This is a genomic window from Nocardia nova NBRC 15556, assembly GCF_001613005.1.
GTDB classification, from domain to species: domain Bacteria; phylum Actinomycetota; class Actinomycetes; order Mycobacteriales; family Mycobacteriaceae; genus Nocardia; species Nocardia nova.
Map to the genome: position 1 here is coordinate 82,894 of NZ_BDBN01000027.1, position 23,783 is coordinate 106,676.

General features: G+C 67.5%; 21 protein-coding genes. 9 read left to right on the plus strand and 12 right to left on the minus strand.

Annotation, left to right across the window (positions count from 1 at the left end; genetic code table 11):
- The first annotated feature begins 85 nt into the window (after window positions 1-85).
- The 7 genes from NN2_RS12280 (at window position 86) to adhE (ending at window position 9,476) form a co-directional block, all read left to right on the plus strand.
- The gene (locus NN2_RS12280) at window positions 86-886 is read left to right on the plus strand and encodes an enoyl-CoA hydratase-related protein (protein WP_063013196.1); all 801 of its coding nucleotides are present in this window, start codon (window positions 86-88) and stop codon (window positions 884-886) included.
- Window positions 883-2,043 carry an acyl-CoA dehydrogenase family protein gene (locus NN2_RS12285; RefSeq protein WP_063013267.1) on the plus strand — a complete coding sequence of 387 codons (1,161 nt, stop codon included), beginning with the start codon at window positions 883-885 and terminating at the stop codon, window positions 2,041-2,043. The genes NN2_RS12280 and NN2_RS12285 overlap by 4 nt, the downstream gene beginning before the upstream one ends.
- A complete protein-coding gene (locus tag NN2_RS12290) occupies window positions 2,040-3,140 on the plus strand; it encodes an acyl-CoA dehydrogenase family protein (RefSeq protein WP_063013198.1) in 1,101 nt (366 codons plus the stop codon). Before NN2_RS12285 ends, NN2_RS12290 begins: the two co-directional genes overlap by 4 nt.
- Window positions 3,137-4,411 carry a CaiB/BaiF CoA transferase family protein gene (locus tag NN2_RS12295; protein ID WP_063013200.1) on the plus strand — a complete coding sequence of 425 codons (1,275 nt, stop codon included), beginning with the start codon at window positions 3,137-3,139 and terminating at the stop codon, window positions 4,409-4,411. The genes NN2_RS12290 and NN2_RS12295 overlap by 4 nt, the downstream gene beginning before the upstream one ends.
- Entirely contained in the window at window positions 4,408-5,118 is a 711-nt protein-coding gene (locus NN2_RS12300) for a GntR family transcriptional regulator (protein ID WP_063013203.1), read from the plus strand. The genes NN2_RS12295 and NN2_RS12300 overlap by 4 nt, the downstream gene beginning before the upstream one ends.
- 3 nt (window positions 5,119-5,121) lie before the next feature.
- Window positions 5,122-6,093 carry an alpha/beta hydrolase gene (locus NN2_RS12305; protein WP_063013205.1) on the plus strand — a complete coding sequence of 324 codons (972 nt, stop codon included), beginning with the start codon at window positions 5,122-5,124 and terminating at the stop codon, window positions 6,091-6,093.
- A 722-nt stretch (window positions 6,094-6,815) separates the two neighbouring features.
- Entirely contained in the window at window positions 6,816-9,476 is a 2,661-nt protein-coding gene (gene adhE, locus NN2_RS12310; RefSeq protein WP_063013206.1) for a bifunctional acetaldehyde-CoA/alcohol dehydrogenase, read from the plus strand.
- On the opposite strand, the gene NN2_RS39190 is transcribed toward adhE, so the two are convergent.
- Together NN2_RS39190 and NN2_RS12315 are read right to left on the minus strand one after the other, a co-directional pair.
- Window positions 9,449-9,748, minus strand: coding sequence for a hypothetical protein (locus NN2_RS39190; protein WP_228795478.1), 300 nt, complete (start codon window positions 9,746-9,748; stop codon window positions 9,449-9,451). The genes adhE and NN2_RS39190 overlap by 28 nt on opposite strands.
- 132 nt (window positions 9,749-9,880) lie before the next feature.
- On the minus strand, window positions 9,881-10,732 hold the full coding sequence (locus NN2_RS12315; protein ID WP_063013208.1) for an SDR family oxidoreductase: 852 nt from the start codon (window positions 10,730-10,732) through the stop codon (window positions 9,881-9,883).
- Window positions 10,733-10,865: 133 nt separating this feature from the next.
- Here NN2_RS12315 and NN2_RS12320 point away from each other — a divergent pair, with 133 nt between their 5' ends.
- Window positions 10,866-11,462: a TetR/AcrR family transcriptional regulator gene (locus NN2_RS12320; RefSeq protein ID WP_227463140.1), complete on the plus strand. Its 597-nt coding sequence runs from the start codon at window positions 10,866-10,868 to the stop codon at window positions 11,460-11,462.
- A gap of 14 nt (window positions 11,463-11,476) precedes the next feature.
- Window positions 11,477-12,718 (plus strand): NADH:flavin oxidoreductase, encoded by a 1,242-nt coding sequence (locus NN2_RS12325; RefSeq protein WP_245658668.1) that lies wholly within the window; start codon window positions 11,477-11,479, stop codon window positions 12,716-12,718.
- A 114-nt stretch (window positions 12,719-12,832) separates the two neighbouring features.
- On the opposite strand, the gene NN2_RS12330 is transcribed toward NN2_RS12325, so the two are convergent.
- The 10 genes from NN2_RS12330 to NN2_RS12375 form a co-directional block, all read right to left on the minus strand.
- Complete coding sequence (locus tag NN2_RS12330; RefSeq protein WP_063013214.1) at window positions 12,833-13,051, minus strand: hypothetical protein; 219 nt, start codon at window positions 13,049-13,051, stop codon at window positions 12,833-12,835.
- A gap of 33 nt (window positions 13,052-13,084) precedes the next feature.
- A complete protein-coding gene (locus NN2_RS12335) occupies window positions 13,085-14,365 on the minus strand; it encodes an NAD(P)/FAD-dependent oxidoreductase (RefSeq protein ID WP_063013216.1) in 1,281 nt (426 codons plus the stop codon).
- A 2-nt stretch (window positions 14,366-14,367) separates the two neighbouring features.
- Window positions 14,368-14,688: a 2Fe-2S iron-sulfur cluster-binding protein gene (locus NN2_RS12340; protein ID WP_063013218.1), complete on the minus strand. Its 321-nt coding sequence runs from the start codon at window positions 14,686-14,688 to the stop codon at window positions 14,368-14,370.
- A 10-nt stretch (window positions 14,689-14,698) separates the two neighbouring features.
- The gene (locus NN2_RS12345) at window positions 14,699-15,928 is read right to left on the minus strand and encodes a cytochrome P450 (protein WP_063013220.1); all 1,230 of its coding nucleotides are present in this window, start codon (window positions 15,926-15,928) and stop codon (window positions 14,699-14,701) included.
- Window positions 15,929-15,960: 32 nt separating this feature from the next.
- Window positions 15,961-16,866 (minus strand): SDR family NAD(P)-dependent oxidoreductase, encoded by a 906-nt coding sequence (locus tag NN2_RS12350; protein ID WP_174554965.1) that lies wholly within the window; start codon window positions 16,864-16,866, stop codon window positions 15,961-15,963.
- A 45-nt stretch (window positions 16,867-16,911) separates the two neighbouring features.
- Complete coding sequence (locus tag NN2_RS12355; protein ID WP_063013224.1) at window positions 16,912-17,868, minus strand: SMP-30/gluconolactonase/LRE family protein; 957 nt, start codon at window positions 17,866-17,868, stop codon at window positions 16,912-16,914.
- Between the two features lie 234 nt (window positions 17,869-18,102).
- On the minus strand, window positions 18,103-18,636 hold the full coding sequence (locus NN2_RS12360) for a VOC family protein (RefSeq protein WP_063013226.1): 534 nt from the start codon (window positions 18,634-18,636) through the stop codon (window positions 18,103-18,105).
- Window positions 18,637-18,856: 220 nt separating this feature from the next.
- The gene (locus tag NN2_RS12365; RefSeq protein WP_063013228.1) at window positions 18,857-19,600 is read right to left on the minus strand and encodes an ABC transporter ATP-binding protein; all 744 of its coding nucleotides are present in this window, start codon (window positions 19,598-19,600) and stop codon (window positions 18,857-18,859) included.
- A gap of 2 nt (window positions 19,601-19,602) precedes the next feature.
- Window positions 19,603-22,374: an ABC transporter permease subunit gene (locus NN2_RS12370; RefSeq protein WP_063013230.1), complete on the minus strand. Its 2,772-nt coding sequence runs from the start codon at window positions 22,372-22,374 to the stop codon at window positions 19,603-19,605.
- Between the two features lie 38 nt (window positions 22,375-22,412).
- A complete protein-coding gene (locus tag NN2_RS12375; RefSeq protein WP_063013232.1) occupies window positions 22,413-23,657 on the minus strand; it encodes an ABC transporter substrate-binding protein in 1,245 nt (414 codons plus the stop codon).
- Window positions 23,658-23,783 lie beyond the last annotated feature (126 nt).

Consider the following 23,783-nt stretch of genomic DNA (forward strand, 5'->3'; position numbering starts at 1 on the left):
TGCCCTTGCACACTCGCCGAGCCTGGTGCAGATTGTCAATCATTATTGGATTTTATTTTGGATCCAATCTGCTAGCGTGTGCCGCATGACGTCCGACACTCCCGTCGGCACCCCGTCCGAACCGCCGGTCCGCACCGAGTTCACCGACGGGGTCGCCACTGTGACCCTGAACAATCCGCGGCGCAAGAATGCGATCAGCCTGGAGATGGCCGCCCTCATCGACGACTTCTGCGCGCGCGTGGAGACCGACACCGACATCGGTGCGGTCGTGGTGCGCGCGGCCGGCGCGTATTTCTGTAGCGGTGCCGATACCCGAGATCTGGCGGCGTCATCGGCCGATCCCGCCTCCCCGGACGCGGTGCGCCGCACCTCCGCGGTCTACGGATCCTTCGTCCGGGTGGGCTCGCTGCCGGTTCCCACCATCTCGCGGGTGGCCGGCGGCGCCGTCGGCGCGGGCTTGAATCTCGCTCTCGCCACCGATCTCATGGCCGTCACTCCACAGGCCCGCCTCGACAGCGGTTTCCTGGCTCGCGGAATCCACCCCGGCGGTGGACATCTCGCCTTGCTCGGCCGCGCGGTCGGATGGTCGGGCACCATTGCACTGGCGGCGTGCGGACACTCGCTCACGGGGACCGAAGCGGTCGAGCGCGGGCTCGCCCACCTGGTGGCGGAGGAAGCCGATCTCGACGGCCGGATCGCCGAACTCACCGGGCCGGCGGCCGCGGATCCCGAACTCACCCGCCGCATCATGGCCAGCGCCCGCCTGGAACTCGGGCCCCCCGCGGTGAGCTGGGCCTCGGCGCTGGAAATCGAACGGGGCGTGCAGATGTGGTCCATGTCGCGCAAGGGCGAAGCGTCCTGGTCATCGCGGGGACCGGGCCGATGACCGCCGCTACCGGCAGCCGGTCACAGGCCGGTCCCGCCGAGGTGGCGCAGTTGCGCGCCGAGGTGCGCGCGTTTCTGCGCGAACAACTCGACACCGGCGTGTTCACCCCGGCGCCCGACAACTGGATGAGCGGATTCGATCCCGCCTTCAGCGCCGAACTCGGTCGTCGCGGCTGGCTCGGCATGACGATGCCCGAACACTATGGGGGACATGGCCGTTCATTGCTCGAGCGTTTCGTCGTCACCGAGGAACTGCTGGCCCACGGCGCGCCCGTCGCGGCGCATTGGATCGCCGACCGGCAGATGGCGCCGGGCATCCTCGCCAACGGGACCGAGGAGCAGAAGCAGCGATATCTGCCCGGAATCGCCGCCGGCGAGCTGTTCTTCGCGATCGGTATGAGCGAACCCGACGCCGGTTCGGATCTGGCCGCCGTCCGCACGAAGGCGGTGCAGCGCCCCGACGGCTCGTGGACGATCTCGGGCACGAAGGTATGGACCACCGGCGCACACGTCGCCCATGCCATGGTCCTGCTGGCCCGCACCGACGGCGGTCCGGGCGACCGCCACAGCGGACTGTCGCAGTTCCTGGTGGAACTGTCCACGCCCGGCATCGAGGTACGGCCACTGCAGAGCATCGACGGAGGCCGGCACTTCAACGAGGTCGTCTTCCACGACGTGCACGTCGGCGCGGACACGTTGCTGGGACAACGCGGCTCGGGATGGGCGCAGGTGATGAGCGAACTGGCCTACGAGCGTTCCGGGCCCGAGCGCTATCTGTCGACCATGCCGCTGCTGCGCGCCTGGGCCGAGGAACTGCGCCGCTCGGGAGCTACACCGCAGCAACGCACCACCCTCGGATCGCTCACCGCGCAGGCCTGGGCCCTGCGGCGCATGTCGCTGGCCGTGACCACCGAACTCGCTGCCGGACGCAAACCCGATGTGCTCGCCGCGATCGTCAAAGATCTCGGCTCGAGTTTCGAAGGTGATGTGGTGGAGGCCATTCGCGCGTGCACGGATATCGAACCGCGCCGCAGCGGCGGCGACGGGTTCGCACGGTTGCTCGCTGCCGGTGTGCTGCATACCCCGGCATTCACGCTGCGCGGCGGCACCAACGAGATCTTGCGCGGAATCGTCGCGCGCGGAATGGGATTGCGATGACCTATCCGAATACCGAACTGGTCGCGGCGGTCGCGGACATGATCGACCGCATCGGCATCGATACGACCACGCCCGCCATCGCATCCGACCGCGCTGTCTGGGACGCACTGGCCGAAGCGGGCTTCACCGAGATCGGCATTCCCGAGACCCAGGGCGGAAGCGGCGGCACATCCGCCGATGCCTTGTCGGTAGCGTACGCCGCAGCGGAGCGCGGCGCGATCACCCTCCTGATCGAGCACAGCCTGCTGGCGAGTCCGCTGCTCGCGCACTGCACCGGTACGGCGGCAGCCGAGCCGAGCACCGTGGTGATCGCCGACGATCGTTGCAGCACACGCGAAGTGGACGGCACCACCGTCCTCGACGGCATCGTCACCGATGTCGTGCACGGTCGTGACGCCGCCCGTTTGGTCGTCCTGCTCGAGCCGCCGACCCCGGCCGCGCTCCCGTCGATCGCGATCGTCGCCACCGATGCCCCGGGCGTGCAGGTGCAGCCCGGCACCGATCTGCTCGGCGCCGCACTCGACGACTACCGGTTCGACGCGACACCCGTCGATCTCTATACCGAATCACCGGTCGGCGCAACGGAACTCGAGCAGCGCGGCGCGCTGTCCTATACGGTCGCCCTGGCCGCCGCAGCCGGTTCGGTGCGCGACGCAACGCTGCGCTACGCCGGCGAACGCACCCAGTTCGGACGTCCACTCGCGAAATTCCAAGCCATTCAGCAACGCCTCGCCGGGCTCGCCGCCCGCGCCGCACTGATGCAGACGGCAGCCACTGCCGCGACCGAGGCAGCCGTGGCCAACCCGCACCTACGCCGGGCCTCGATTGCCGCCGCGAAGGCGGTGACCTCGGCATCGGCCCGCGAAGTCGCAGCCGCGGGGCACCAGATCCACGGGGCGATCGGATTCACCACCGAACACAGCCTGGGACGATTCACCACGGCGCTGTGGGCCTGGCGGGACCGTTACGGGTCCGAAGATTACTGGGCCGACGTCCTCGCCGGGCAGATCCTCGACGAGGGCACGGACCTGTGGGATGTCGTCGTCGGCGCCGAGTCGGCCGGCGAACCCACTGTCGCAGAAGGGAATTCCCGATGAGCATCACCCCACCCGCACCGGCCGAGGCCGGTGACGAGTTGCGCATCGACGGCCGGGCGGCATGGCGCGGCGCCGACACCGCCACCGGCAACGGCGTGCTCACCGGACTGCGCGTCCTGGACCTGAGCCGCGTCCTGGCCGGCCCGTATACGGCGCAGATGCTGGCCGACCAGGGCGCCGAGGTCATCAAGGTGGAGGCGCCGGCGGGCGACGAAACCCGCGGCTGGGGGCCACCGTTCGTGGATTCCGGTACGAGTGCCTACTACGGCAGCCTCAACCACAGCAAAGACAACATCTGCCTGGATCTGCGCACCACCGAAGGACGCGAGATCCTCGGTCACCTCATCGCCGGCGCCGACGTGATCATCGAGAACTTCAAGGCCGGCACGATGGCTCGCTGGGGATTCGATTTCGACACCGTGCTCAGTCGGCTGTATCCGCGACTGATCTACTGCCGCATCACCGGATTCGGCGTCGACGGCCCGATGGGCGGGCTTCCCGGCTACGACGCGGTCCTGCAATCCTTCGGCGGCCTGATGAGTATCAACGGCTATCCCGACGGCAACCCCCTGCGTGTCGGCGTGCCGATCGTCGATATCGTCACCGCCAATCTCGCCGTGAACGGCATCCTGCTGTCGCTGCTCGAGCGCGACCGCAGCGGGCACGGGCAACTGGTCGATATGGCGTTGCTGGACGCGGTCATCTCCCTCCTGCATCCGCACGCGGCCAACTGGATCGCCAGCGGACGCGTCCCCCAGCGAACCGGCGATTTCCATCCGACCGTGGTCCCCTATCAGGTGTTCCGGGCCGCCGACGGCGACTTCTTCGTCAGCGCCGCCAACGACCGCCAATTCCGTTCGCTGACAAAGACACTCGGTGTACCGGAGCTCGCCGACGAACCACGCTTCGCATCCAACGCGCAGCGGCACGCACATCGGGAGGAACTCGTAGCACTGCTCGGCGAACTGATCGCGGCCTGGCCCCGAGCCGAACTCGCCGCCCGGCTGGAGGAGGCAGGTGTCGCGGCGAGCTCGGTGAACACCGTCGACGAGGCTCTGCAGTCGGCGCAGGCCAGGCACCGCGAGCTGTTCATCGAAGCGCCGGACTATCGCGGCGTCGGTGTACCGATCTCGCTCAGCCGATCGCCGCACCGCCGCCCCCGCCCTGCGGTCGCCCGTGGCGCCGACACGGCATCGGTGCTGACCGCGATGGGTTACCCCGCCGATCGAATCGGCGCCTGGCGCTCGGCTGGTATCTTCGGGGACCCGTGAGCAGACCGACTGAAAGTCCCGCACCGACGAGCCGCGACGTCGGCCGCGCCGCCGGGCGGGTGGTCGCGGAACTGGAACGCCTGATCGTGACCGGGGAGTTGCTTCCCGGCCAGCCGATCCGCCAAGTCCTGATGGCCGAACGCCTCGGTGTCAGCCGGTTGCCGATCCGCGAAGCACTGCGCCATCTGACCGCTGAGGGCCTGGTGGCACACGAACCCAATGTGGGCTATACGGTCGCGCGGCTGCAACAGTCGGATTTCGACCAGATCTATCTGATGCGCGCGGCCTTGGAACGTGAGGTGCTGCTGTCGCTGCCCGCGTTTCCCGCCGACGCCCTCGCGGAAGCCACCCACACCGCACAACAGGTGGTCGAAGCAGCCGAACGGGGTGATGTACTCGCGATGCGGATGCACAATCACGCCTTCCACTTCGTGATCTTCGAGCGATCCCCACTGAATCTCATCGTCGCAGAGATCCGCCGGCTGTGGACTCTCGCGATGCCCTACCACGCCGCCTACCTGTACGACCCGGCCGCGCGCGCCCGCGTGGTGGCCGAACACGACCAGATGATCGAAGCGTTGACCCGCCACGACAACGAACGGCTCGTCGAGCTGATGAACGAGCACCGCCGCGGCGGAGAGACCAGCACCGGGATGATGCTGCGCGCCACGCGAACCGACGCGCCTCCCGTACCTCTCGAGGAGTGAACCGTGACCGCATCAAGCGGGTACAAGCCCTACCAGTTCGCCTGGGATCCCGACGTCGAAGTGATTCTCGAGCGAGTCCGCGCGAACAAGACCGGCCCCATGCACGCCGCCGGAGTCGAAGCCGCACGCCGGTCCCTCGAATCCATCGTGCGTCCCCCCGGCCCCGACATGCGCACCGTTCGCGACACCACCTTCGACGGCCCGCACGGCGCCGTCCCGGTGCGGGTCTACCATCCGCTGACCGCACCGGAATCCGATGCGCCCGCCCTGGTGTGGTTCCACGGCGGCGGCATGATCATGGGCACGTTGCGGTCCTTCGACCGCCTCGCCCGCGATATCGCCGACGCGACCGGAGCGGTGTTGTTCAACGTCGACTACCGCCTCGCCCCGGAGTACCGCTACCCCGTCGCCAACGACGAGGCTTACGCGGCGCTGTGCTGGGCCGTCGACACCGCATCGAACTGGGGCGTCGACGCGACCAGGATCGGCGTCGGCGGAGACAGCGCCGGCGGCGGACTCGCCGCCGCCACGACATTGCGCAGCCGCGACGACAACGGCCCCGCGATCGCGCAGCAGGTGCTGTTCTACCCCGGCGTCGAGCGCCGCACCGACCGCCCCTCGATGCGCGAGTTCGGCTCGTCCCCCTTCCTCACCGCCGAGGACATCGACTGGATGAAAAGTCTCTACCTCGGCCCCGATCCCTCGACCGACGACGCCTATGGCGTTCCGGCACTAGCGAATTCGCTCGCCGATCTGCCACCCGCGATCATCGCCGTAGGCTACGCGGACCCGATCCGCGACGGCGTCGAAGCCTACGGCGACCGGCTCCGGGAGGCAGGCGTGCCGACTGTGCAGCTGCGTTACCCGGGAGTGGGCCACGGATTCGCCATGCAGGCGCCATCGGTCGCGCGAGGGCGTGCGGCGATCGCCGAGGTAGGGGCGCTGGTCGCGGCGCGGTTCCGCGACGAACGCTGATCCTCGACAACGAATTCCGCTCAGAAGACCGCTTGCCCAGTGGGCCAACTGTCGGCCGGACGCAGCCGAATCCGACAGCGGGCTGATGTCGGCCCTCGCATGAGCTTCGCGATCATCGGAACCGGTTGCCGCTGCGCCGAAGCCATCACCACGATTGCGGACGGCCGTACATACGCGCCAACATGATCCGCATGCGCCTGCGTCCAACGCTCGGCGACGTCGGGGTGAGGTTGATGTGTAGTCACACGCTATTCGACATTGCCGCCGTGGCTAAGGTTCCGCCGGGGCGACAGCCGCACCCCGTTCACGCAGCATGCGCGGGCCCGCCTCGCGGACGGCAATTGGCTCGGTCTCGTCGAGATGGTCCTGTGGACCGGCAACGGTTACGGGCAGCCGCCCGTGACGAAGTGGTGCCCTGCGTCCGCAATATCGCCGACGCGGGGCGGCCGCTCGCCAAGATGAGGGCATCTCAGACTCTCGGGGGCTCCGATCGTCCGCGGCGGTTGCAGAAGATCACGAAGACGAGCAAACGACCGGCCGGGATGCGACGAGCGATCGTGGTGATGGCCTCGGCCCAGCGGCAGCCGGGTGAGTGCCGTCGCGGCGCGGCATTGCCGATAGCAGGGCACAAAGACCGCAGTCAACGCCGCCGAGCGGGAGTACCGTCGCGAACATGCGCCTCGGATACCGAGGACACCGGCATCTCCACGCGAGGAGATCTCATGACCGATACCCGGAGCAGCCCAGCCTCCCAAGCCGTGCATCGCAGCGGTGAGACCGCCACCGCCGACGCCATCGCGCCGGGCGACACCGGCATCTCCCGGTACCACGAGGTGGACGCGATGGTCGACGCGGCGTCCGTCGCGGCGAAGGCATTCCGCAAACTCGACCAGCAGCAGGTCGACGCGATCGTGGCGGCGATGGTGCGCGCCGGGATCCGGTCGGCCGCCGAACTGGCGCGGGTCGCTATCGAGGAAACCGGCTTCGGCGTCTTCGAGGACAAGGTCGTGAAGAACTACATCGCCACCGAGTTCCTCTACGACTACCTGCGTGACAAGAAGTCCGTGGGAGTTATCGACGAGGACGTCGAGCGCAGCATCACGCGGGTCGCAGAACCGATCGGCGTGGTACTGGCCATCACCCCGGTTACCAATCCGACCTCCACCGTGCTGTACAAGGCGATCGTGGCGGCGAAGACGCGCAACGCGGTGCTATTCCGGCCCTCGCCGTTCGCTGTCCAATCATGCGAGCGCACCGTCGAGATCCTGCGCGCTGCAGCCGAGGCGGCGGGCATGCCCGCGGGCGCGTTGCAGGTCGTCCCCGACGCCGCCCATGAGGTGACCCATTATCTGTTCGGACACCCCGGGGTCGACTTCATCTGGGTGACCGGCGGCCAGAAGATCGTCGCTCTGGCCAACGCGGCCGGAAAGCCCACGCTCAGCGTCGGGCCCGGCAACGCGCCCATCTACCTGCATCGAACGGCCGACATCAAGGCCGCCGTCGTCGACATCCTCATCTCCAAGACCTTCGACGCGTCGGTGATCTGCCCGGCCGAGCAGACCTGCATCATCGACGACGCGATCTACGACGAGACCGTCGCCGAATTCGAACGGATGGGCGCATACCTGATCACCGCCGAGCAGGCCGAGTCGCTCGCCGATTTTGCCTTCGGGTGCGGCGAGAAGGCCAATCTCGAGGCAGTAGGCCGTGCGGCGCCCGACCTGGCCGCCCGCGCGGGATTCACCGTGGACCCGTCGATCAAGGTGCTGCTCGCTCCGCTGCCCGCAGATCTCGACCGGCTCGCCGAGCATCCGCTGGTGCGCGAGAAGCTGATGCCCGTGCTCGGGCTGGTGCGCGCCCGCGACGTCCAGCACGGCATCGACGCCGCCGTCCTGGTCACCGAACGCGGTGGCCTGGGACACACCTCGGCCATCTATGCGCACGACCAGGCGGTCGTCGACGCCTACAGCCTGGCCGTGCGCACCGGGCGCATCCTGGTCAACGCGCCTACGGCGGTGGGAGCACTCGGCGGGATCTACAACAACCTCACCCCGACGTTCTCCCTCGGCTGTGGCACCTGGGGCGGCTCGGGCACCACCGAGAACGTCAACTACGAACAGCTGTTGAACATCAAGACGGTGTCCTACCGGCGCAGCCCACCGCAGTGGTTCCGGGTTCCGTCCAACACGTTCTTCAACGCGGGCGCGCTGGAGAACCTGCGCGACGTCGAGTGCGACAGCGTCGTGATCGTCACTGACGCGCTGAGCGAACAGCGCGGCGTGGTCGAGGAGTTACGCGGCAAGCTGCGCGCTCAGCACGTCAAGATATTCAGCGAGGTCGAGCCGGAGCCGGGCGAGGCCGCCATCCGCCGCGGCGTCGCGATGCTCGAGGCGTTCGGGCCCGATGTGCTCATCGCCGCGGGCGGTGGATCGGTGATCGACGCCGCGAAGGCGATCCGCCTGTTCTACGAGCACCCCGAGACGAATCTCGCGGACCTCACGCTGCCGTTCCTCGATCCCCGCAAGCGCATGGCCGACTATCCCCAGAGCCCGCACATGGTGCGGCTGGTGGCGGTGCCGACCACCGCGGGCACCGGTTCGGAAGTCTCGCCCGCGGCGGTACTGACCGTGGGCGATCACAAGGAGACCCTGGTCGACTACTCCCTGGTGCCCGACATGGCGATAGTGGACCCGCTGCTCTCCATCTCGATGCCGCGCACCCTGACCGTCGACACCGGCATCGACGCGCTCACCCACGCGCTCGAAGCGCTGGCCTCGATCTTCGCCTCGCCCTATACTGATGCCTTTTGTGTGCAGGCCGCACGGCTGATCTTCGAGGCGCTTCCCCGCGCCTACGACGACCCGCACGATCTGGCCGCACGAACCGATATGTCCAACGCCGCCACCTTGGCCGGACTCGCCTTCTCGAACGCCTTCGTCGGCACCAACCACGCTCTGGCGCACGCCGTCGGCGCACGGTTCGGCATCGCCCACGGCCGCGTGAACGGCGTCTTCCTGCCGCACACGCTGCGCTACAACGCCGGCCTGCCGACCAAGTTCATGCCCGCCCCCGGCTACTCGGCCTACGTCGCGCCCGAGAAGTACGCCCAGCTCGGCCGGGTCGTCTTCGGCGGACATGAACCCGAGGAGAGCCGCCGCCGACTGTTCCAGGGGGTGCGAGACCTACTCGAGCGGCTGGCGGTGCCGCGCACACTCCGCCAAATCGGCGTCCCAGAGGACGAATTCCTCGCGGCGCTCCCGGAACTGGCGATGACCGCCTTCCAGGACCTGAGCAACCGCACCAATCCGCGGATGCCGCTGATCAGCGAGATCACCACCCTGCTCCGGCTCGGCTACTACGGGGACGGCGACCATGCCCGCTGACAGCGCCACCAAGGTCGTGCATGCCCCGGCGGCGCGGGTCCTCGCGAGGATCCGCGACATGCAAAGCCAGTCCGAGTGGATTGCCGAGATCGGGATCTCGCCTGCCACAATGTTCTGTTGGAAGGCACAGGTGCTCGTCGATGCATCGCGGCAAGCACCAGTGGGAAGATCCCCATCGAGGGCTTGTCGGCGATGAACGCCTGCGTCCCGGCGGCGAGCACGGTGAGTACCGACAGACCCGCGGCAGCCAGGGCACTCAGCCGTGGCACCATCAGTCCGATACCGCCTGCGACCTCCACGACACTCCGATGAAGACGAGCAGCCCGAGGGCCTTCTCGGACGAGGCACTAGAACCGGGCCCAGTCGGTGACCGGCAGATGCGCCGACGCACCCCTCCCACTCCGTCAGCGGGCGTCAAACCCGCGGAAACGCCGGAGGTAGCCGGCGATCTTCCGTACTGGCACGGCACGCGGCCAATCGTCGGCCCGGAAATACGCGTCACTGCCACCATCGACGAAAACCACGCTGCCGCAGAGGAACCGCGCTGCATCGGACAGCATGAACAGCACCCAATCCGCCAGGTCGCCCGCGTCGCCGAAACCGCCGATCGGCACCGGGAACCGGCGGATGGCCGCGGCTTCCCGTGGAGTGGCGAGTTGTTTTTCCAGCAGCGGCGTCAAGATGGCGCCCGGCGCCAGCACATTGAGCCGGATCCCTTCGCCCGCCCAGGCGGCGGTGACGGCCTGGCGCCGGGCCCAGCGGCTCACCGCGATCTTCGACGCCGCGTAGGCGAACGAGGGCGCGTTCCGGCCGAATATCCGCACCACGCGCAGGGCCTTGTCGGTATCCCCCGCCAGCAGTGCGCGGATCGCGCGGCCGGGGACCGCGGGCGTGGTCGTGGTCGCGTTGCTGCCGAAGACCACTACCTTGGCATCGGTCGCCGCAGCCAACAGCGGCCGCCAGCCCTGCAGCAACTCGATCACGCCGCGATAGTTCACCTCGTAGATCAGGCGCGGGCGTTCCGCACCGGGAGCAGGGCCGACCCCGGCTGCCAGGACAGCACCGTCGAGGTGTCCGTCCGCTGCGGCGAGAACGCCATCGACAGCCGCGCGCCGGCCCTCGGCGGTGGACAGATCAGCGACCACGTCGGCGTCGCGCAGGTCGACCCCGACCACGGTGTGGCCATCTCGACGAAGTTTGTCCGCCACCGCTCGTCCCATTCCCGATGCCGATCCGGTCACGACATAGACACCCATCGCTTGCCTGCTTTCCGCTCTGCCTACTGCCACTTCTGCGACTCCGCGCAATATTGACACACTACGACAAAAATGGTGAACTGTGGCCATGCCCCCGAACACCGCAGCTCGGCGCGGGCGCGGGCGTCCGTCCGTGCTGGACACTCGGGCCGTCGCCGAATGCGCGCTTCACCTGTGGTCCGAACGTGGATACTCGACGACCAGCTGGAGCGATCTGGCCGATGCGACCGGCATCAGCGCCCGAACCCTGCTGCGTCACTTCTCGTCTCGTTCGGATATCGCCTACCTCGGTGTCGAGCCCGCCACGAGCAGGCTTCGCGATGCCCTCGACAACGCGACGGACAACGCCGACCCGTCGGCTGTCATTCGCGCGGCCGTCGTCGAATCGGTCTCGCACGACCCGGGGATCAGCCGGATCGCGCCGCGGTGGTTGCGCCTGATCTCCGCCGAACCTGAGCTGGCCGCCATCGCGCCGCTGGCCTACCGGCCGTGGATCGACACTCTGGCGACATACATATCCGGTGTCCTCCCGGATGCACCACTGGCGATCTGCCGCGCGCTCGCTACCGCCTACCAGGCCGCATCCTTCGCCGCGCTGGTCGAATGGGCCGATGCCGGCGCAGAGGGCGACTGCGCGGATGTGGTCGACGAGATGTTGCGCTGGATGGATATTCACGCTCCCGTGGATGTCCGGGGCGACCGCAGCACTCCCGCCACCAACCAGTCCTGACAAGGAGTTCCACCATGTCCGTCACCCCGATGCCCGCGCCCGCACATCCGGATCCGCTGGCGCCTGCCACCCTCGGCCCGATCCGGTTGCGCAACCGCGTGATCAAGTCCGCCACCTTCGAGGGGGTCACCACCGACGCCCTGGTCACCGACGCGTTGATCGATTTCCACGTGGCGGTGGGCGCGGGCGGGGCCGGCATGACCACCGTCGCCTACCTGGCGGTCTCACCCGAGGGCCGCACCGAACACGATCAGATCTACTGGCGCCCAGAGGCACTTCCCGGATTGCGACGACTCACCGAGGCGGTGCATGCCACCGGCGCCGCGATATCCGCGCAGATCGGTCACGCGGGTCCGGTCGCCAACTCACGTTCCACCGGTCTGCCTTCGCTGGCCCCGTCGACGCGACCGAATCCGTTGTCGATGAGCCTGGATCGCGCCGCAACCGAAGCAGATATCCGGCGGATCATCGACGATCACGCCCGCGCGACACGGAACGCGATCGAGGTGGGATTCGACGCGGTGGAGGTCCACCTCGGCCACAACTATCTCGCCAGCTCGTTCCTCAGCCCGAAGATCAACCGCCGCAAGGATTCCTGGGGCGGCCCGCTCCACCGTCGCGCGGAGTTCGCCCGCCGAATTCTGCAGGCGGTCCGCGAGGCAGCGGACGGACGGATCGCGGTGCTGGCGAAAATGAACATGGCCGACGGCGTACCCGGCGGTCTGTGGCTCGACGAATCCCTGCTCTTCGCGCGGATGGTGGAGAGCGACGGCCATGTCGACGCGTTGGAGCTGACCGGCGGGTCCTCGCTACTCAACCCGATGTATCTGTTCCGCGGCGATGTACCGATCCGCGAAATGGCCGAGACCCAAAGCGGTCTGGTGAAACTGGGCATGAAGATGTTCGGCCGCTTCGTGTTCGAGCACTACCCGTACGAACCCCTCTACTTCCGTGACTACGCACGCCAGTTCCGCAACGAACTGGACATGCCGCTGGTGCTGCTCGGCGGAATCACCGACCTCGCCGACATGAACACCGCGATGATCGACGGGTTCGAGTTCGTGGCGATGGCGCGGGCACTGCTGCGTGAGCCGGATCTGATCAATCGCATCCGAGCGGAGTCGTCGAAGAAGTCGCTGTGCATCCACTGCAACCTGTGCGCGGCCAGCATCTTCACCGGTACGCGTTGCCCGCTGGTGAGCACCGACGACCGGAGCGATGTCAGCGACGAGAAGCCACTCGGTCTTCCCGTGTGACCACGTTCGAAAGATCTCCCATCGCCGAGGACCACTCGGCGATGGGATGATTCGACGAGGCCGAGGCCGAGCTACCGGCCCGCAATGGCCTTCCCGGCACGTGTGCAACGACGCTCAGGACCACAATCCAGCACACGGCAAAGGCGGCAGATCGCGGCACACGTCGTCGTCGACGGTGACCATGACATCAGGCGACAGCTGCGTCAGCGCGCACGCCACGTCGCGTGCCTGCTCAGCGCCCGCCTTGTAGTCGAGCCTCAACGCACCGGCTTCGATGCGGATGTGACGCAACCGCGACGCCACCCGAGGGCGGCTCGAGATCAGCTTTGCCATAACAGATTTCCGTACAATCGCGACGACACAGACCTAGCTCCGCGCCGGAGCCAGGAGCTTCTTGAGCGGAACCGCTGTGTCCGCCAGATCATTCGGCCCCGGCCGATGCCCGCGGCTCAGCGCCGATCGCAAGGCAACGAAATCCGCTGGGGAGTTGAGGCATTCGGCGGCGGTCAGCGCATCGTCGGTGAAGTACAGCGCTACCCGCCGATGCGGACGCTGCGGATCGGTACGAACCAGCATCGACGTGTGCCCACCGATGAGGCCGGCGATCTGCAACTTCTGATCGCCCTGATCCGACCAGAACCATGGGGTGGGCCGCTGCGGGCACGGTTGGCCCAGCAGCACCGCAGCAGCCGCATTGGCCTGCTCGACCGCATTGTCCACCGATTCGAGCCGGTAGCGAGCGCCGGACTCGGATACATGGGTGGCGCAGTCGCCGATGGCGAGAGTCCAGCCGTCCGAGGCCAGGCAGTGCCGGTCCACGAGGATGCCGCCGTCGCAGTCGAGTCCGAGTTGCTCGGCCAGCTCGGTCCGGGCCTCGGCCCCGATCCCCACGACGACCGTCGCCGCCGGGATTTCGCGGCCGTCGGCGAGCCGTACCGCGTGAATCCTGTTGTCGCGGTGCTCGATCGACACCGGCAGCGCTCCCAGTACCACGTCGGTCGCCATCATTCGGTGAGCGGCGAGCAGTGCCTCGGCGGTGTCGGCACCCACCGCCCGCGCGAGCAGCCGCTCCCCTGCCTCGATCACGGTCACGTCGGCTCCCAGTGCCCGCGCCGTGGCGGCGACCTCGAGACCGACGAAGCCGCCGCCGACGACCACGACGGGCCCGGCCGACAGCCGTGTGGCGAGCAGGCGGGCATCGTCGAGGTCGCGCAGCACCAGCACATCGGGATGATCCGCGCCGGGCAGCGGCAAACGCCGCGGACGCGCGCCGGTGGCCAGCACCAGCCGGTCGAATTCCCGGATCGAATTCTCACCGTCGTGCGTGAGCCGCACCTCGACGCCGGCCGGGGTGCGGCTCAGGTGCGTGACCCGGGCACCGACGATCAGTTCGATCTTCTGGTCGCGGTAATAGTCCGGTTCGCGCAACAGCACCGAGTCACCGGTGGCCTCACCCTTCAGCCACGCCTTCGACAGCGGCGGGCGCTGATACGGCAGATGCGGCTCATCCGAGATCAACGTGAGCTCACCGGTGTAGCCCCCGGCGCGAAGGCGATCGGCGAGCTGCACCCCGGCGTGTGCGGCGCCGGCCACCACCACACTGTGGGGCGGCGCCTGCACATCGGTCCCGTCCTGCGATTCGGTCATCGTCAGACCTGCTCGTCGGGAATGATCACGTGCAGATCGACACCGTCGGACAACGTGAGCTGGCATGACAGCCGCGAGTTGTCCTCGCGATCGGAGGCCGTGCAGTCCAGCATCTCGTCCTCGTCCTCGGACGGATCGGCGAAGTACCCCCATTCGCCCGGCTCGAGATACACGTGGCAGGTCGCGCACGACAAGGTTCCGCCGCATTGGCCGACGATGCCGTTCACGCCGTTGCGGACCGCAGTCGACATCACCGAATCACCGACGGCGCCGTCGACGACACGCACCTGGCCGTCGGGCTGGGTGTAGAACACTTTGGGCATCGGCACGCTCCTACCAGGTGACCGGCAGATCGACGATCGGCTGGGTGAGGTTGTCGTTGTCGACGACCGCATCACCGTGCAGTGTCAACCCGGGCAGCCGCTTGAACAGCTCGACCAGCCCGACCTGCATCTCCATCCGGGCCAGGGGCGCGCCCAGGCAGTGGTGCAGCCCGTAGCTCAGCGTCAGATGGGGGTTGTTGCTGCGCCGGATATCGAAGACGTCGTCGTGTTCGAGGGCCACACCGTCGTGAGCCACCGCCGCCGGGTCGACCATCACGGCCTCACCGCGAGCGACCAGCTGACCGTCGATTTCCACATCCTCGGTGGCGACGAACGGCACGAGACCGCCACCACCGGCGACCTTGTCTCCCAACGCCATTCGACCGTGGCGCAGAATCTCCTCGACGGCGGTCGGCGCCATGCCGTCCGGATCCTGCAGGAACAACTCGAGCTGGTCGGGGTTGCGCAGCAGCGACAGCACACCGGCGCAGATGAAATTCGCGGTGTTGTCGAATCCGCCGATGATGAGCACCAGCGCGATCGGCAGAATCTCGCCGTCGGTGAGGCTGTCGTCCTTGTCGCGGGCATTGGCCAGATCGCTGAGCAGATCCTCGCGCGGGCTCTTCCGCCGTTCCTCGATCAGCGCCATCATGTACACGACCAGTTCGGTCATGTTGGCGACGACTTCTTCCTCGGGCATATTCGCCACCGCGAGGGTCGCCGAACTCCATTTCTGGAATTTCGGACGGTCCTCCGCCGGTACCCCGAGCAGGTTGGCCAGCATCTGGATCGGCAGGGCGACGGCATAGTCGTGCACCAGGTTGGTGGGCGCGCCCTTGGCGACCATCTCGTCGATGAGATGGTTGGCGAACTCGACGGCCGAATCCCGCATCGCCTTCACTCGCTTGGGCGAGATCGAGCGCTGGACGAGTTTGCGCAGTTTGGTGTGATGCGGCGGGTCCTCGAATTGCAGTGTCGTCCTGAGGAAGTCGGGGAATTCCACGAAGTAGGGCACCACCCGTTCGCCGGTGCGGAACGGTTCACGTACGAACCGCCTGTCACTGAGCATCTCGCGGGCGGCGGCGTTGCGGTGGATGACCCACACGTCGCCGCCGAAGGGCATCGTCATCTTCGTCATCGGCCGCTCCGCGGCGATAGCCCGGTAACGATCGACGGCGTCCTTCGGCGGCACCGGCTCGAAGGGGTATTCGGTCGGGGTGACCGTTTCTGTCGTACTCATGAGCAAACTCCAGTCGGGGCTGTCGAAGGTGGTCAGGACACCGGCATCTGCGCCGGCGCGACGACCTGCGGCAAGGCATCGGGGGTGATCGCCATGACCTGGTCGAACCGCTCCGCGACGCTCTCGACCGTCAGGCCTGGGTCATGGATGCCGACGGTGTTGACCAGTGCCAGCCGGTTCACGATGCCGCCGGCCACGTTGAACACCTCACCGGTGACATCGCAGCTGGGGTGCAGAAGGTAGGCCACCACCGGTGCGATGTGCTCGGGCAGCAGCGAGGTGCGCATGTACTCCATGATTTCCGGCGACAAGGTGTCGGCGGCGGCTTCGGCCATGCGGGTACCCGCCCCGGGAGCGACGGCGTTCACTTTGATGCCCTTGTCCAGCCCTTCGAGGGCGAGGTTGCGGGTCAGGCCGAACACCGCGCCCTTGGAGCCGCCGTAGTGCGACATCCCCGGATTGCCCAGCATCGCTTGCGAAATGGTGTTGACGATCCGCGGCGATTCGGCCCGCAGCAGATGCGGCCACGCCGCCCGGCATACACGCAGCGTGCCGAAGTAGTGGACGTCGAGGTGGCGTTGATATTCCGCGTCGGGCACCTCGTCGAACGGCGCGGTGCGGACGATGCCGGCATTGTTCACCACGCCGGTGAGACCGCCGAAAGAGGAGACCGCCGCGTCGACGAGGGCGCGGGCGCCGTCCTCGGTGGACACGTCCGCAGCGCACGCCACCGCTGTGCCGCCGGCGGCGGTGATCTCGTCGACGACCTGCGCGGCCGGATCGTCACCGTCCACGCCGGAACCGTCGATGCTCGCACCGAGGTCGCCGACCACGACCGAGGCGCCGCGCGAGGCGAGCAGCAGCGCATGGGCGCGCCCGATGCCCCGGCCCGCGCCGGTCACGACGACGATGCGGTCGCTGAAATCCAGTGTTGCCATTATCTTTTCCTCGAGCTCTGTGAATTCGGTGGGCTTCGGACGGGATCAGGGACGGGTGTCGCCGCCGTGCTGCGGCACGTCCGCCACCCAGATGCCACCCAGCGCTTCCCGAGCGGACTTCTCGAAGTCGAAGACCTCGTAGCCGGCGGTCAGGTACAGGGTGCTGCGATCGGGACCGCCGAGCAGGCAGGCCGAGGCGATGCCGTTCTCCAGCGGCAGCGAGACGGCGTCGGTGATGCCTTCTTCGGTGAAACGCGCGACATATCCGCCGCCGGGCATGGCCGCCCAGACCCCGCCCTCGGCATCGAGGCCGATCCCGTCCGGCATGAACGGGCAGGTGGCGAACTCTCGCGGATTCGACAGGGTGCCGTCGGCGGCGCGATCCATCACGGTGATCTTGAAGGCCATCACCTCGGCGGTGTAGACCCGGGTCCCGTCGGCGCTGACGGCAATCCCGTTGGCGCACAACAACGGACCGACCTTCTCGGGAGTGCCGACGGTGCCGTCCGGTTCCACCACGATCAGAGGTGACGGAACGGGATCCTCGCCCTTGAACAGATCGAAGCCGAGCTGGGTGATGTAGGCGCGCCCGTCGGCGTCGACCACCATGTCGTTGGCCGCGGCCGAGCAGTGCTCGGAGATGTCGGCGTACACCGACAGGTCCTCGGGCCCGCCCCCGCCGTGGATCAGCACCAGCTTCTCGTGCATGGACACCACGATCAGCCGCCCGTTGGGCAGCCAGCCGAATCCGCCCAGCACGATCGGCACGTCGGTCTTCGCCGCCCGTGCGTTCGCGTCGACGACGACGGTGGCGTTGCCGTCCGCGTCGAGGGTCTTCAACGTTCCGGTGTACATGTCCGAGAACCAGAAGGTGCCCTCGTGCCAGCGCGGGCACTCGGGCCAGGAGTATCCGGTCGAGATCCTGCGGGCCTCGTAGGTCGGGGCTTGCGCCGCCGCGACGGCGGCGGCGACGGTGTCGACGGTGTCGACGGGATTGGTCATTGTGAGGCCCTCCAGCAACGGTGATAGGGACGGAAAGTCGGTGCAGCCGTGGCGTTCCCGGCTACACAGCACACGTGAGCCACGACTACCGCAGGGTGCGAAGGCGGTGGCCCGAGAGGCCCGGTGCACCCGGTTCACGGCGGTGAACTGGGTCACAAGCACGTGGCATGACAGGACGATAGGTTTCCGCGATCGGCGTCAGCCGACGCCCTCCCATTCAGCGGGAGAGGTCTGTCAGAACCCGTCCGCGTACCGTGCCGCGATGCGCTCCCACACGGTCGGATCGGTGCGGGGACCGCCCGGAGTGGACGCGCCGTAACGCTCGATCTCGGCGGCGAGATCGAGCGGAGCGGTCGGCGGAGTACCCGGCACCAGGGCCTGCTCGACACATTCGTCGGGCACCAGCCAGCACACCTCGAATTCGATCCCGTCGGGATCGCGCCCGTAGAGGGCCTTGGTGGAGCCGTGGTCGCCGGTGCCGGTCAAAGCCCTTGCCGCGGCGAGACGTTCGTGCAGTGCCGCGAGTTCGGCCAGGGTGTCCACCTCCCACGCCACGTGATAGAGGCCGACAGCGCCGGATACCGGCGTCGCGCGCTCACGGGCCTGGAACAGACCGAGATCGTGATCGTTGGCCGAGTCCGCGTGGCGCAGAAAGGCAGCGCCGGGAAATGCGCCGGGAAGCCGGCGGAACCCGAGTACACCCTCGTAGAAGTCCAGGCTGCGCTGTAGGTCCGACACGTACAGGACGACGTGGTTGATCCCGCGCATACCCGGCCCTCCTCGACACAACGCCACCGGCGCACACCAGGTGACAACGGTAGTACCGAAATCCTCCCTCGAACCTACCGGCGAACACGGATGCCGTCCCGTGGAGCGGAACAGTCGGGGTCGACCGATCCGCATCGCGACAGGTGTTTCGGCCGGCCACTGCGGCGACACCGATGTGCCCGGTCCGCACCGGTGCCGGCCGCGCATGGCGAGCTCCGGATCAGGAGACCGCCGTCGCGGCCGACTCCTCGACTGCCTCACCGAGATACGCCCGCTCGATTCGGCGTGGATCGGCACGCAGCGCTTCGGCGGTATCGGAATCCGCGACCGTGCCGTGCACCAGGATCGCGGCTCGGTCGGCGATTCCCAGCGCCAGGTGCACATGCTGCTCAACCAGTAGCACGCTCATGCCGTCGTCGGCGAGTGCACGCAGCACATCCAAGATTTCGCGGACGATGACCGGGGCCAGTCCCATACTGAGTTCGTCGATGAGCAGCACCTTGGGGCGCTGCAGGATCGCCCGGCCGATGGCCAACATCTGTTGCTCGCCGCCGGACAGGCGCCCGGCGTCGACCGACAGCCGCTTCTCCAGGGCCGGGAAGTACTGCAGCACTTCGGGGATCGCCGTCCGGCGCCGGGCGCGCTCTGCCACGGCCAGACGCAGGTTCTGCCGGGTGCTCAACTGCCGGAACAAGGCCCGGTCGTCGGGCACCAGCACGACTCCGGCACGCACCGCGGCTCGTGGGCGTCCGCTCACGATGTCGGCGCCCTCGACCCGGATCTCACCGCCGGCGCGAGGCAGCAGTCCGGACAAGGTCGAGAGCAACGTGGTCTTACCCGCCCCGTTCGGCCCCAGCAGGCAGGTGATCTCCCCGGCGTGCAGATCCAGGTCCACACCGCGCAGGCACGGTCGCTGCTTGATGTAGCCGGCACTGAGGTCGCGACATTCCAGCACTGTTGTCATGGCTATGCCTCCTGCGTGGTCAGAGCGCCGGACTGCAATTCGGGCACTGCTTCGGAAGCCACTTCGACGGTGTCGGACGAGACGCCGAGGTAGGCGCGCAGCACCTCGGTATTCGTCCGGATCGATTCCGGTGGCCCACTGGCGATCACCGTGCCCAGGTCGAGCACGATCACCCGATCGCAGATGGTGAGTACCAGCTCCATATCGTGATCCACCAGCAGAATCGCGGTCCCGCTGTCGCGCACGGAACGCAACTTCTCACCGAGCCAACGGCTTTCGTTGTTGTCGAGTCCCGCGGCGGGTTCATCGAGCAGCGCCACCGCGGGGGCCGCGGCCAGCACGCGGGCCACCGAGACCAGTTGCCGTTGTCCCTGCGACAGCGAGGCCGCCGCGGCATCGGCCATGTCCCCGAGTCCGAGGACGGCCAGTGTGCGCGAAACCAACTGGGCAACCGGAAGTTTCGACTGTGATCGGGCGGCGCCGACCCGGACGTTCTCCGCGACGGTGAGATCGTCGTAGAGTTCCACATCCTGGAAGCTGCGGCCCAGTCCCGATCGTGCGCGGGCATGAGGCGGTGCACCGGCGATGGCGGTGCCGTCCAGGGTGATAGCACCACTCGCCGAGGCAAATCCGGTGACGGCATCGATCAGCGTGGTCTTGCCGGCGCCGTTGGGCCCGATCAGGCCGACGATCTCACCCGGGAACACCTCGAAGGTGACATTCGATACCGCGGCCACCGCACCGTAGGACACACTGACGCCGTCGACCGACAGCAGCGGAATGTCGGTGTCGCGCGGCGTCACGGCATCGGTCACCTCCACCCCGCCGGACGAGGTGCGATCGCCGCGGCGCGGCGCAGGCCACCGAACCCGCGGCAGGCGACTGGCGATGCCGTCGGGATTGGTCATCACCGTGATGATGAGCAGAATTCCACTCAGTACGGCGTAGTAGTCACCGATGTGCAGGAAGCGGTCGACCAGCAGGTAGACCACACCGCCCGGAGCCATGAGACCGGCCAGGATCGCGCCCGTGATCGAGGTGACGCCGGCGACGTACATGATGGCGAACAGTCCGATGCCGGCGAACACCGCGAACGGCTCCGGCGTGGCAAGAGTCTGTTGATAGCCGAGCAGAGCACCCGACAACCCGGCGATGAAAGCGCCGATCGCGAAGGTGATCAGTTTGGTGCGCGGCACATCGATGCCCGCGGCCGCCGCCGAACGTTCGTTGGCGCGCACGGCGAGCATGTCGGTACCGAGGCTGCTGCGGCGCAACCAGGCGACACCGAGTCCGGCCATCGTCAGTACCGCCAGGCACAACACACCGAACGCGATGCGCGGATAGGCATGTCCCGCACCGATTCCGAGGTCGATGCCGAACAGCCGGGGATTGTCGATCGGCGCACCGGCGACACCGCCGTTGAGGTCGGAATTGCGGAACCAGAACGCTTCGACGAAGACCGCGAGCGCCAGCGTGACCACGGTGAGCGGCAGGCCACGCACTCGGAGCGCCGGCAGGCCGACCACCACGCCGACGAGGGTCGCGAACAGGGCGGACAGGATCGGCGCGAACGGAAACGGGATCCCCAGGTGCTGGTTCAGCACGCTCAACGCATAGGCCGAAACACCCGCGAGGGTGAGCTGAGCCAGCGAGATCTGACCGGCATATCCGGTGACCACGACCTGCGACAGGGCGAGCACGCCGAAGATGATGCTGCTGACGACGGCGGCCCGGTAGCTGCCGGACGTCGCGGTCAGCGCCACCACGGCGACCACCAGCGACAGCATTGCGGGGATCGCTATGTGATCGGGTCGCGGGGCGCGTCCGAGTGCCTTGCGCACCACACTGCCACGATCGGGCAGCGGACGTCCCTTCACGACCAGGAATCCCAGGATCAACAGCAGCGAGATCGCCTCGGCGGTACCGGATTTCGGCATCCAACTGTAGAGAACCTGCAGATTGGTGGCTTCGGCCTGCAGGGCACCGATCACGATGCCCGCGGCAACGGTCAGCCAGATCGAACTGAAATTGCCCACCAGGGTGGCTGCCAGCGCCGGCACGATGAACATCGAATAGGCAACAGGATTCAACGCCACCAGCGGCGCGATCAGGATGCCGCCGAGGCCCGCGACCACCGAGGACAGCGCCCAGTTGCTGAACGCGATCCGGTCCGGGGACAATCCGGTCAGGTAGGCGCCCTTCTCCGATTCGGCGGCCGCCTCGGTCGCGACACCGAAGCGGGTGAAGCGGAACACGACCGTCGCGACGATCGCGATGCCGATGATCGAGGCCGCGAGCCAGATCCGGTCGGTGGGCACGGTTCGGTCCCCGATCCGGAAGGTGTCCAGGGCGAAAATCGGCTGGACGGCAACGAGTCCGGTGCCGACCCGCTGCGCGATCAGCGCCTGGATCACGATCATCAACCCGATAGATGCCACCGCCTTCGCCACCACCGACGCGGTCCGCATGGGCCGGAACACCAGCGCGTAGCAGAGGACGCCGAGGACGGCGGCGAAGACCAGAGAGATCGCCATGGCCGGGATGACACCCAGGGGCCCACCGAGATGGACGGACTTGGGCAGTCCCGGTATCGGAACCAGCAACTCCCCCTTGCGGAGCAAGGCGTAGGTGTACGCGGTGTACAGCGCGACCGTGCCGGTCGCGAAGTTCACCACACCGGAACTCTTGAACGTCATTACGAGCGCGAGTCCGATGGCCGCGTACACAGCCCCGTTTCCGAGGCCGAGCACGAGGTAGGAAAGATGGTCTGTCATGGCGATCTCTCTGGCCGAATCCCGTTGTTACCCTTGACCTATCCGGTCACTTCGAGGTCCACCGGGACACCTTTGTCGTTGATCTTGCCGATCAGCATCTGATGCGAGCAGATCGACGGCATCTGCGGCACGGCGGTGCCGTTGCAGGTGAACGTGATCCCGCCGCCGGCCGGCATCTCGACGTTCTGGGCCGTCTTCAACGCCTGCTTGATGCCCGCCGCATCGGCCTGGCCCTGCAGATTCTTCGTGGCCCCGACGAGGGCCATGACGAGCTGGTAGCCGGAGGACGCGGCGCCGGTGACGTTCAGATCCTTCGCGTACTGCTGCAGCACGGAGCGGTAGAGCACCGAATCCGGGCGATCGGACAGGTAGTCGGTGGCGGTGATGCCGATGCTGCCCTTGACCGTGTCCATCCCGATGATGTTGGTGACCGAGGGATCGAGGCACGTCGGGATGTAGACCTTCTGCACGTTCGGATCGGCGGTCTGGATCGCCTTGTACACCGAGGTGCAGGTTCCGGCATCGGCGATGACGCTGACACCGTCCGGCTTGGCGGACAGTCCGGAGGTGACCAGCGGAGTCGGGTCCGGCACGCCGAGGGCGATCGGCACCACCTTCAGGTCGACGCCGGCCCCCTGGAAGATCGGAGCGCCCATCGCGTTGATCATGGCGCCGATACCGCCGCCGTCACTGGCGAAGATGGTGAACGTCTTCATGTTCTGTTTCTTGGCCGCCTGCGCCATCGCGGTGATCGTGCCGGGCAACCCGGCCGACAGCGACGATGATTCCGGCGAGGCCAGCTCCACCTGCGACACACCGTTGAGGGTGACGTAGGGGATCCCCGCCCCCGCGACGATCGGCACGATGGCCGGACCCTGCGAGGTTCCCGGCGACAGGACGGCCGCCACCTTCTGTTCGACCAACTCGTTGGCGCACTTGGTCGCCGAGGTCGGTTCCTCCTGCTGCTTGCACACGACCAGGTCGATCGGATGCCCGGCCAACCCACCGGCGTTCTTGTTCACATACTGGACCGCGGCCTCGGCCCCCTGACGCATTTCCGGAATCGAGACGACCGCGCCGCCCTCGGTGGAGACGAACCCGATCTTCACCGGTGTACCGGAGGCCGGGTTGTCCGGCAGCGATGTGGTCGAGGCACCGGCGATCGCGCTGTTGTTCGAGGTGTCGTCGCTACTACATGCACTCGCGCCCAAAGCCCCTATCAGGGCCAATGCGCTGAATCCGGCAAGTGTTCGCCGGTGGCGAGCAAGTCCGCCAAGTTTCATGATCCGAGATCTCCTTCTGCGAGGAGGAGCCACGCCGAGTGTTCGTCGGCACACCGGGCTCCTCGCATGATGTGCATCACATATCGATGTCAGCGGCGATTATGTGCGGATCGGACACCCGGTCGC

Coding starts and splice junctions, on each gene's coding strand:
- NN2_RS12280 (WP_063013196.1), top strand. CDS start 86: ATGACGTCCGACACTCCCGTCGGCACCCCGTCCGAACCGCCGGTCCGC.
- NN2_RS12330 (WP_063013214.1), bottom strand. CDS start 13,051: ATGGCAAAGCTGATCTCGAGCCGCCCTCGGGTGGCGTCGCGGTTGCGT.
- NN2_RS12375 (WP_063013232.1), bottom strand. CDS start 23,657: ATGAAACTTGGCGGACTTGCTCGCCACCGGCGAACACTTGCCGGATTC.
- NN2_RS12345 (WP_063013220.1), bottom strand. CDS start 15,928: ATGAGTACGACAGAAACGGTCACCCCGACCGAATACCCCTTCGAGCCG.
- NN2_RS12365 (WP_063013228.1), bottom strand. CDS start 19,600: ATGACAACAGTGCTGGAATGTCGCGACCTCAGTGCCGGCTACATCAAG.
- NN2_RS39190 (WP_228795478.1), bottom strand. CDS start 9,748: ATGGTGCCACGGCTGAGTGCCCTGGCTGCCGCGGGTCTGTCGGTACTC.
- NN2_RS12290 (WP_063013198.1), top strand. CDS start 2,040: ATGACCTATCCGAATACCGAACTGGTCGCGGCGGTCGCGGACATGATC.
- NN2_RS12315 (WP_063013208.1), bottom strand. CDS start 10,732: ATGGGTGTCTATGTCGTGACCGGATCGGCATCGGGAATGGGACGAGCG.
- NN2_RS12295 (WP_063013200.1), top strand. CDS start 3,137: ATGAGCATCACCCCACCCGCACCGGCCGAGGCCGGTGACGAGTTGCGC.
- NN2_RS12340 (WP_063013218.1), bottom strand. CDS start 14,688: ATGCCCAAAGTGTTCTACACCCAGCCCGACGGCCAGGTGCGTGTCGTC.
- NN2_RS12285 (WP_063013267.1), top strand. CDS start 883: ATGACCGCCGCTACCGGCAGCCGGTCACAGGCCGGTCCCGCCGAGGTG.
- NN2_RS12370 (WP_063013230.1), bottom strand. CDS start 22,374: ATGACAGACCATCTTTCCTACCTCGTGCTCGGCCTCGGAAACGGGGCT.
- adhE (WP_063013206.1), top strand. CDS start 6,816: ATGACCGATACCCGGAGCAGCCCAGCCTCCCAAGCCGTGCATCGCAGC.
- NN2_RS12355 (WP_063013224.1), bottom strand. CDS start 17,868: ATGACCAATCCCGTCGACACCGTCGACACCGTCGCCGCCGCCGTCGCG.
- NN2_RS12360 (WP_063013226.1), bottom strand. CDS start 18,636: ATGCGCGGGATCAACCACGTCGTCCTGTACGTGTCGGACCTACAGCGC.
- NN2_RS12335 (WP_063013216.1), bottom strand. CDS start 14,365: ATGACCGAATCGCAGGACGGGACCGATGTGCAGGCGCCGCCCCACAGT.
- NN2_RS12325 (WP_245658668.1), top strand. CDS start 11,477: ATGTCCGTCACCCCGATGCCCGCGCCCGCACATCCGGATCCGCTGGCG.
- NN2_RS12350 (WP_174554965.1), bottom strand. CDS start 16,866: ATGGCAACACTGGATTTCAGCGACCGCATCGTCGTCGTGACCGGCGCG.